The organism is Stenotrophomonas maltophilia (assembly GCF_004920835.1).
Classification (GTDB): Bacteria; Pseudomonadota; Gammaproteobacteria; order Xanthomonadales; family Xanthomonadaceae; genus Stenotrophomonas; species Stenotrophomonas maltophilia_AQ.
This window is the reverse complement of sequence record NZ_QFHO01000009.1, coordinates 141,401-149,629: the sequence shown is the minus strand read 5'-3', so window position 1 is coordinate 149,629 and position 8,229 is coordinate 141,401. Positions and strand designations below refer to the sequence as shown.

6 protein-coding genes are annotated in these 8,229 nt (G+C 66.0%); 2 read left to right on the top strand and 4 right to left on the bottom strand.

Annotated features, from left to right (window positions below; genetic code table 11):
- Positions 1-39 precede the first annotated feature (39 nt).
- A complete protein-coding gene (locus tag DI041_RS09125; RefSeq protein ID WP_046983231.1) occupies positions 40-657 on the top strand; it encodes an HD-GYP domain-containing protein in 618 nt (205 codons plus the stop codon).
- Positions 658-748: 91 nt separating this feature from the next.
- On the opposite strand, the gene DI041_RS09120 is transcribed toward DI041_RS09125, so the two are convergent.
- Both DI041_RS09120 and gpmA read right to left on the bottom strand, forming a co-directional pair.
- On the bottom strand, positions 749-2,842 hold the full coding sequence (locus DI041_RS09120) for a M13 family metallopeptidase (RefSeq protein WP_136638295.1): 2,094 nt from the start codon (positions 2,840-2,842) through the stop codon (positions 749-751).
- Positions 2,843-3,051: 209 nt separating this feature from the next.
- Positions 3,052-3,801: a 2,3-diphosphoglycerate-dependent phosphoglycerate mutase gene (gene gpmA, locus DI041_RS09115; protein ID WP_136638296.1), complete on the bottom strand. Its 750-nt coding sequence runs from the start codon at positions 3,799-3,801 to the stop codon at positions 3,052-3,054.
- Between the two features lie 94 nt (positions 3,802-3,895).
- Between gpmA and nfi the strand changes: the two genes are divergently transcribed.
- The gene (gene nfi / locus DI041_RS09110) at positions 3,896-4,570 is read left to right on the top strand and encodes a deoxyribonuclease V (protein WP_136638297.1); all 675 of its coding nucleotides are present in this window, start codon (positions 3,896-3,898) and stop codon (positions 4,568-4,570) included.
- 38 nt (positions 4,571-4,608) lie between these two features.
- On the opposite strand, the gene DI041_RS09105 is transcribed toward nfi, so the two are convergent.
- On the bottom strand, positions 4,609-5,589 hold the full coding sequence (locus DI041_RS09105; protein WP_136638298.1) for a cation diffusion facilitator family transporter: 981 nt from the start codon (positions 5,587-5,589) through the stop codon (positions 4,609-4,611).
- Positions 5,590-5,807: 218 nt separating this feature from the next.
- Entirely contained in the window at positions 5,808-8,057 is a 2,250-nt protein-coding gene (locus tag DI041_RS09100) for a TonB-dependent siderophore receptor (protein WP_136638299.1), read from the bottom strand.
- Positions 8,058-8,229: the final 172 nt, after the last annotated feature.

Sequence of the window (8,229 nt, the reverse complement as noted above, 5' to 3'; positions counted from 1 at the left end):
CCCGAACACCCCGCACCGGCCCCCACCCGGTGCGGGCGGATGACCATGTTCCCTGACGCCGTACCCGCCCCCGACCTGCTGCATGCGCAGGCCTGCCTGATCGATGCCCTCTCGATGTCGCTGCAGATGCGCGACGCCTACACCCGCCACCACTGCGACCGCGTCGGCCTGCTCGCACAGCGCCTGGCCGCACGCTGCGACCTCGACGATGAAGCCTGCGCGCAGATCGGCCTGGCCGCCCGTTTCCACGACATCGGCAAGATCGGCATTCCCGACGATGTGTTGCTGGCCCCGCGCCGGCATACCGACGAGGAGCGCGCGATCATGCGCGAGCATCCGGTGCGTGGCGAGCATATTTTCATGGCCACCGGCCGCAGCGATGCCGTACCGGTGGCACGGCTGATCCGTACCCATCACGAGGCCTTCGATGGCAGTGGCTATCCCGACGGCCTGCGCGGCGAGGACATTCCACTCGGTGCACGCATCGTCACCATCGCCGATGCCTACGACGCGATGACCAGCGTGCGCCCCTATCGCACCGCGATGGAGCACGAAAAGGTGCTGCGGATCATCGACGAGCAATCCGGCGGCCTGATCGATCCCTACGTGCTGCAGCGCTTCCATCGCATGCTGGCGCAGGAACCGGCGCTGGCCTGAGATCCGCCGGGCATGGCCCGACGCTACCGATCAGACAAAAAAAGGCCCGGCGTTCGCCGGGCCTTCTGCTTCACGCATCACCTGCGATCGGTTACCAGATCACCACGCGCTTGTCGTCGGCACGCACCATCGCGTCACCGGCCTTGCACTGGAATGCAGCGGCGTACGACGGCATGTTCGACGGCGCGCCGTTGGCACGGAAGTTGGCCGGGGCATGCGGGTCGGTGTTCAGGCGCACACGCAGCTCACCATCGGTGAAGTTGCGGCGCCACACGGTGGCCCAGTTCATGAAGAAGCGCTGGTCCTGGCTGTGGCCGTCGACTTCCACGTTCGCCTTCGGGTCTTCCTTCAGCGCCATCTGCAGCGCGTCATACGCCACGGTCAGGCCACCGAGGTCACCGATGTTTTCGCCCAGGGTCAGCTTGCCCTTGACGAACACGCCCGGCACCGACTCGTAGCCATCGAACTGCGCGACCAGCTGGTCGGTACGCTCGGTGAAGGCCTTGCGGTCAGCGTCGGTCCACCAGTTGTCGAAGTTGCCGTTGGCGGCAAACTGACTGCCCGAGTCATCGTAGCCGTGCATCATCTCGTGGCCGATGACCGCACCGATGCCGCCATAGTTCAGCGCCGGATCGGCCTTGGCGTCGAAGAACGGCGCCTGCAGGATCGCCGCCGGGAACACGATCTCGTTCTTGGTGGCGTTGTAGTAGGCGTTGACGGTCTGCGGGGTCATGCCCCACTCGGTCTTGTCCACCGGCTTGCCGATCTTGTCCAGCATGTATCGGTAGTTGAACGCACGCGCTGCCTGCATGTTGCCCAGGTAGCTGTCACCGCTGGTCTGCAGGCCCGTCCACTCACGCCACTTGTCCGGGTAACCGATCTTCGGGGTGAAGCTGGCCCACTTTTCCAGCGCCTTCTTCTTGGTTTCCTCGCCCATCCACGGCAGCTGCTCCAGGCGCGCCTTCAGCGCCTGCGACAGGTTTTCCACCAGGTGCTGCATGGCGACCTTCGACTCGGCCGGGAACACGGCGTCGACGTACAGCTGGCCCAGGGCTTCACCCATGCCGCCGTTGACCGACTCCAGCACGCGCTTCCAGCGCGGCTGCATTTCCTTCTGGCCACGCAGGGTGGTGCCATAGAAATCGAAGTTGGCCTTCTCGAACTGACTGCTCAGGTACGGCGAGGCGTCGTCGATGGTGTGGAAGCGCAGGTACGCCTGCCAGGTGCTGGCCGGCACGTCGGCGAGCATCTTGTCCATTTCACCGAAGAAGCCCGGCTGCGCCAGCGAGAACTTCTGCGCGGCCGGCACCTTCAGGGTGTCGAACAGCGCGGTCCAGCTGAAGTTCGGGGTCAGCTTGTCGGCGTCGGCGGCGCTGAGCGGGTTGTAGCGCTTGGCCGGGTCACGCATTTCGATGCGCGACATCGAGGCCTTGGCCAGGCGGGTTTCGAAGGCCATCACCGCCTTGGCCTGTTCGGCAGCCTGCGCCGCGTCCACGCCGGACAGCGTCAGCACCTGCGCGATGTAGGCCACGTAGGCGTCGCGGATCTTCGCCTGCGCGTCGTCGAAGTAGTAGCCCTTCTCCGGCAGGCCCAGGCCGCCCTGGCCGACGTAGGCGATGACGTTGGCCGAATCCTTGTAATCGGCATTGGCGAACAGCGAGAACAGCACGCCCTTGCCCTCGGCCTGGCTGTCGCGCAGGTACTGGGTGATGGCGGCGGTGTCGTTCAGCGCGGTGATCTTGTCCAGCTGCGGCTGCAGCGGGGCCAGGCCAGCGGCTTCGATCTTGGCTTCATCGTTGCCGGTCTTCCAGATGTCACCGATCTTGGCTTCCACCGAGCCGGCCTTGGCCTGGCTGGCGGCGGCCTGCTGCACCAGTGCGTGCTGCACTTCCAGCGAGCGCTCGCGCAGGATCTCGAAGCTGCCCCAGGTGGTCTGGTCGCCCGGCACCGGGTTGGCCTTCAGCCACTTGCTGTTGACGAAGCCATTGAGGTCGGTACAGGCCGAAATGGCCGGATCGAGGTCGGCGCTGTTGAGCGAGATCAGCGGCGTCTTGATCTGCGACTGGTCGAAGGCCGGCTTGGCGTCGGCGTTGGCGGCCGGCGCGGTTTCATTCTTGCCACAGGCAGCCAGCGAGGCGGCGATGGCGATGGTCAGGCCCAACGGGGCCAGGTTGCGGAAGTTCATGAGGCTCTCCTGCGGGTAATTTCACAGGGTAGCCGGGCAGGCCCGCGGCGGGGACCGCCAAAGGTCACAGGGCACCGCTTCTGTAGAGTCGAGCCGTGCTCGACTGCTGCTGGTCTCTTGCCGCAGGGGTCATGAACCCGGAACGGAGAGCAATCGAGCATGGCCTGACTCTACAAATCGAAAGGCCGGCTTGCGCCGGCCCTTCGTTGTTATTTCGCCTTGCCCTGGTTGGCCACGGCTTCAGCGGCCTTGCGGGCCGCTTCCGGGTCGCCCAGGTAGCGGAACGACTTCACCGTCAGGTCGTCGTTCAACTCGAACAGCAGCGGAATGCCGGTCGGGATGTTCAGCTCGAGGATTTCCTCGCGCGACACGTTGTTGAGGTACTTGTACAGCGCGCGCAGCGAATTGCCATGGGCGGTGACCAGCACGGTCTTGCCGTCCTTCAGCTGCGGCGCGATGGCGTCGTGCCAGTACGGCAGCACGCGATCCAGGGTGGTCGCCAGCGATTCGGTGCCCGGCAGCGCGTTGCGATCCAGGCCGGCGTAGCGGCGGTCATGGATCGGGTGGCCCGGATCTTCCAGGTCCATGGCCGGCGGCGGGATGTCGTACGAACGACGCCACACCTTGACCTGATCCTCGCCGTGCTTGGCGGCGGTCTCGGCCTTGTCCAGGCCCTGCAGGCCACCGTAATGGCGTTCGTTGAGGCGCCAGGACTTGTTCACCGGCAGCCAGTCCTGTTCCAGCTCGGCCAGTGCACCCTGCAGGGTGTGGATGGCGCGCTTCAGCACGGAGGTGTGGGCGACGTCGAACTGCAGGCCTTCCTCGCGCATCAGGCGACCAGCGGCGGCCGCTTCCCCGCGCCCCTGTTCGGTCAGGTCGACATCGACCCAGCCGGTGAAGCGGTTGTCCAGGTTCCACTGGCTCTGGCCATGGCGCAACAGTACGAGTTTACGGGTCACTGCAGGGTCTCCAACGCGAGGAAAGGCAGGCCGCCATTGTAGCCCCGGGCGCCGCTCACCGCGCCGTGGCCCCACACATGCGATGCTGCAACCAATGAATACGGTGATCGACCCCGGACGCTGGGAAGGCAGCGTCGCCGCCGCCCGCGAGCAGCAGATCCAGCTGGCCGGTCGCGTGGAACGCCAGGACCGGCTGTCACGCACGGTGCGCTGGCTGGCCGGGCTGGATGTTGGCTTCGAGGATGACGGCGCCACCACCCGTGCCGCGGCGGTACTTCTGGATGCGAAGACGCTGCTGCCTGTGGCGCAGGAAATCGCGCGCATCCCTACTGTGATGCCCTACATCCCCGGCCTGCTCAGCTTCCGCGAGTTGCCGGCGCTGCTGGCCGCGCTGGCGCTGCTGCCGCGCACGCCGGACCTGGTGTTCGTCGATGGCCATGGCATCAGCCACCCGCGCCGGCTGGGGGTGGCCGCTCACCTCGGTGTGGTCACCGACCTGCCAAGCATCGGCGTCGCCAAGTCGAAACTGGTGGGCCGCTTCGTCGAACCGGGCACAGACGCCGGCGCGCATACGCCGCTGCTGGACGGTAACGAGCAGCTCGGCTGGGTGCTGCGCAGCAAGGTGAAATGCAAGCCGCTGTTCGTGGCCGGTGGCCATCGGGTCAGCGCCGATACTGCGCTGGACTGGGTGCAGCGCACGCTGCGCGGTTACCGGCTGCCGGAGCCGACCCGGCTGGCGGATCGGCTGGCCTCACGGCGGGGCGAATGACCGCACCGGGCATCATCCAGCGCGGTCGCCATCCTCGATCAGCGATGCACGTGGCCGCGGTGGCCCTGCGCGTCCTCGCCGTGGTCGTGGCCTTCATGGCCCTCGTGCTCACCGCCCTTGGCCGGCGCCGGCTCGCCACAGGCTTCACCGCAATGATCCGCCTCGATCTGCAGCGTCACGTGCTCGATACCGAAGTCATCGTGCAGGCGGCCGCCCAGCTCTCGACGCAGTGAATCAGCGTCGGTTCCATCACGCATCACGATGTGCGCGGTCAGCGCCGGGGTGCTGGAGGCCAACGCCCACACATGCAGGTCATGCACGTCCAGCACGGCGGCATGACCTGACAGGCTGTCGCGCACCTTGGCCACGTCCATGCCCTTGGGCACGCCTTCCAGCAGCACGTTGATCGCCTCGCGCATCAGCACATAGGTGCGTGGCAGCACCCACAGGCCGATCAGTACCGCCAGGATCGGGTCGATCGGCTTCCAGCCGGTCCACTTGATCAACAACGCGCCGGCAATCACCGCCACCGAGCCAAGCATGTCCGCCCACACTTCCAGGTAGGCGCCCTTCACGTTGAGGCTCTCGCCACTACCGGCCTGCAGCAGGCGCATCGAGATCAGATTGATGACCAGGCCCGCGGCGGCGATCACCAGCATGCCGGAGGAGGCAATCTCCTGCGGTTCGCGGAAGCGCCCGATCGCCTCCCACAGGATGTAACCAGCGACTACGAACAGCATCGCGCCGTTGATCATCGCGCCCAGCGCTTCCAGGCGTGCATAGCCGTAGGTGCGACGCGCATCCGGCGGGCGCCGGCTCAGCCTCACCGCAACCAGCGCGATCATCAGCGCCAAAGCGTCGGTGGCCATGTGCGCGGCGTCGGACAGCAGCGCCAGGCTGTTGGTCCAGAACGCACCCACCACTTCGACAACGAGGAAGGTGGAGGTCAGGCCGAGTGCCCACCACAAGGGTTTCTCGTGGCGGATCTCGGATGGCAGGTGATCGTGGTCGTGGCCCATGGCAACAGCTCCTTTGCGATGGGAGGCAGGCTACGCCGGAGGGCGTTGGGAAACTATCACGGTGTTTATAACATTGCAGGCCACCGATACCTTCGCCGGGCATGGCCCGGCGCTACCGGGGCGCGGATTGCTGGGCGATACCATCGTGCACGGCCCGGCGCTACCCCGTAGCGCCAGGCCATGCCTGACGAACGCAGCGGGCCGTTACCCGCGTGTGCTCAGAACCCGAATCGCAGGCTGGCCCAGTAGGCGCGGCCCGGTTCGTTGTAGGTGGCCGCGCCGGCATCGCTGCTGTTGGCCTCGCGGAACAGGCGCTTGTCGGCCAGGTTGTTGACGCCGAAGCCGAAGCTGACCGTCTCGGTCACCTTGTAGCGTGCGCTCACGCCCCAGATGTTGTACGCACCGCGATCCTGCAGTGCGATCGACGGATCGCAGGTGCCGGTGCAACGCGGATCATTGTTGATGTTGGTGGTAGCCGGCTTCTGCTTGCCATAGAACGTGCCGGTCAGCAGCAGCGACAGCTTGTCGGTGGCCTGCCAGTCCAGCATCGTGTTGATCGTGTACTTCGGAATCACCGACAGCGGCTGGCCGGTGCTCTTGTTCTCGTTCTCCACCATGTAGGTGAAGTTGTTGCTCCACTTCAGGCGGTTGCCCTGCTCGCCCAGCAGCGGAATCACCAGGTTGCCTTCCAGCCCCTGCACGATCGCCTTCGGTGCATTCTCCCAGCGGAAGATGCGGCCCTTTGTATCGGCAGTCAGCCCGATCTGGGTGTAGCCGGCCTGGATCTTGTCCTTGTAGTCGTTGTGGAAGTACGTCAAGGACGCCTGCCAGCCGCTCTGCGGTGCCCACTCGATGCCTAGTTCCTTGTTCAGGCTGGTTTCCGCCTTCAGGTCCGCATTGCCGCGCATGTAGCAGCCGGCACCCAGGCTCGGCAGTGCGTTCGGGCAGCCATTGCCACGGGTGTAGTACAGATAGTCCGGATTCGACTGGTACAGGTTCGGCGCCTTGAACGCACGCGCGATGCCGCCCTTCACCACCCAGTCGCCGTTGATACGGAACTGCGCGTTGAAGCTGGGGCTGGTGTTGTTGCCGAACTGGCTGTGATGGTCGAAGCGCAGGCCCGGGGTAACGATCCAGCGCTCGCCCAGATAGATGTTGTCTTCCACGAATACAGCGGTGGTCTGCGCATCGGCCTTGCCGCGCGCACGGTCGGCCGACAGCCCCGGGAAGCCGCCGCCGCTGCTGCTGGACTGGCTCATCGAATACGGGTCGGTCAGACGGCTGTCCAGGTACTCGAAGCCCAGCGTCCAGATGTTCTCGGCACCGCCCAGCGTGGTCGGGAAGCTCACTTCGCCGTCCAGCTGGTAATTGCGCAGGCGCGAGGTCGACCAGTCGGTGCCGTTGAAGCTGCCTTCCGGGCCACCGGCCAAGCCTTCATTGATGCGCGAGTTGTTCACCGCTTCCACTGCCGCCGTTACCCGCGAGGTCACGTCTCCCCAGCGGCCGCGATGGGTGATCGCGCCGGTATTGCGGTACATGCGGTTGGTCTCGGCCTGCTGCTCGGCCAAAGCCCCCAGATCGATCGGTGTCGAGGTGCCGGTGGTACTGACGGCGCGGTCGCCGGCATAGATGTTGCCCTGGCGGCTGGTGCCGGCTTCGAACTCGACCACCTGGTTGGCGGTTACGTCCCAGCGCAGCAGCGCGTTGACGTCGCGGTTCTTGACGCCCTCGCGGCCGGCTGGCGGCACTGCGTTGGGGTTGGTGGCGTACTGGCGGTTGAGGTCCAGTGAGTCGGCATCGGTTTTGTTGAGATTGCCGTACAAGCGGAACGACAGGGTGTCGGTCATCGGCCCACTCAGCTGCAGGCCGACGCGCTCGCTGCCGCCTTCGGCGCTGTGCTCGGGCACCAGGCCATACAGGTCGACCGCACCGGTCAGATCGCCGGTCGGGCGCTTGGTGATGATGTTGACCACGCCACCGGAAGCACCGGAGCCATAGCGCGCCGCTGCAGGGCCGCGCAGCACTTCGATGCGCTCGATCATTTCCGCCGGCACCCAGTTGGTATCACCGCGGGTATTGCGCTCACCGCTGCGGCCCATGCGCACAGCATCACGCGCGCCGATGCGCTTGCCGTCGACCAGGATCAGGGTGTTTTCCGGGCCCATGCCACGCAGATCGATCTGGCGGTTGTTGCCGTACTGGCCCGACGCGCTGTTGCCGGTCAGGTTGACACCTGGCATGGTCCGCAACAGTTCGGCGATGTCGTTGGCCGGCGGCCGCTTGGCGATGTCCTCGGCGGTGATGGTCGAGGTGCCCAGCGCCTGCCGTGCGATCTGTGAAGCGGTGACATGCACCGTGTCGATATCGGTGGCGTCGGTTTCAGCGTGGGCGGTCAGCGCGCTGCCGGCCAGCAGGGCGGCAACGGCGAGCGCCAGCGGGCGCGGCGAAGGGACAACGGCTCGGGACATGATCTGGACCTTCTGGCAGGGCAACGGGGCCTCTGGCAAAGGGCTTGAGGCAACGACGAGGGGGAGGCGGAGCGCCGCTGCAGGTAGCCACAGCCCGATCCGTGCGCGCATTCTCCCATCAATGCGAGTGATTCTCAAATGCGTTCACGCATTGCCGCAGCCGTGCCGATGT

Bases quoted from the DNA above. Each gene is read 5' to 3' on its own strand.
- DI041_RS09125 (WP_046983231.1), top strand. From the start codon at position 40: ATGACCATGTTCCCTGACGCCGTACCCGCCCCCGACCTGCTGCATGCG.
- DI041_RS09120 (WP_136638295.1), bottom strand. From the start codon at position 2,842: ATGAACTTCCGCAACCTGGCCCCGTTGGGCCTGACCATCGCCATCGCC.
- nfi (WP_136638297.1), top strand. From the start codon at position 3,896: ATGAATACGGTGATCGACCCCGGACGCTGGGAAGGCAGCGTCGCCGCC.
- DI041_RS09105 (WP_136638298.1), bottom strand. From the start codon at position 5,589: ATGGGCCACGACCACGATCACCTGCCATCCGAGATCCGCCACGAGAAA.
- DI041_RS09100 (WP_136638299.1), bottom strand. From the start codon at position 8,057: ATGTCCCGAGCCGTTGTCCCTTCGCCGCGCCCGCTGGCGCTCGCCGTT.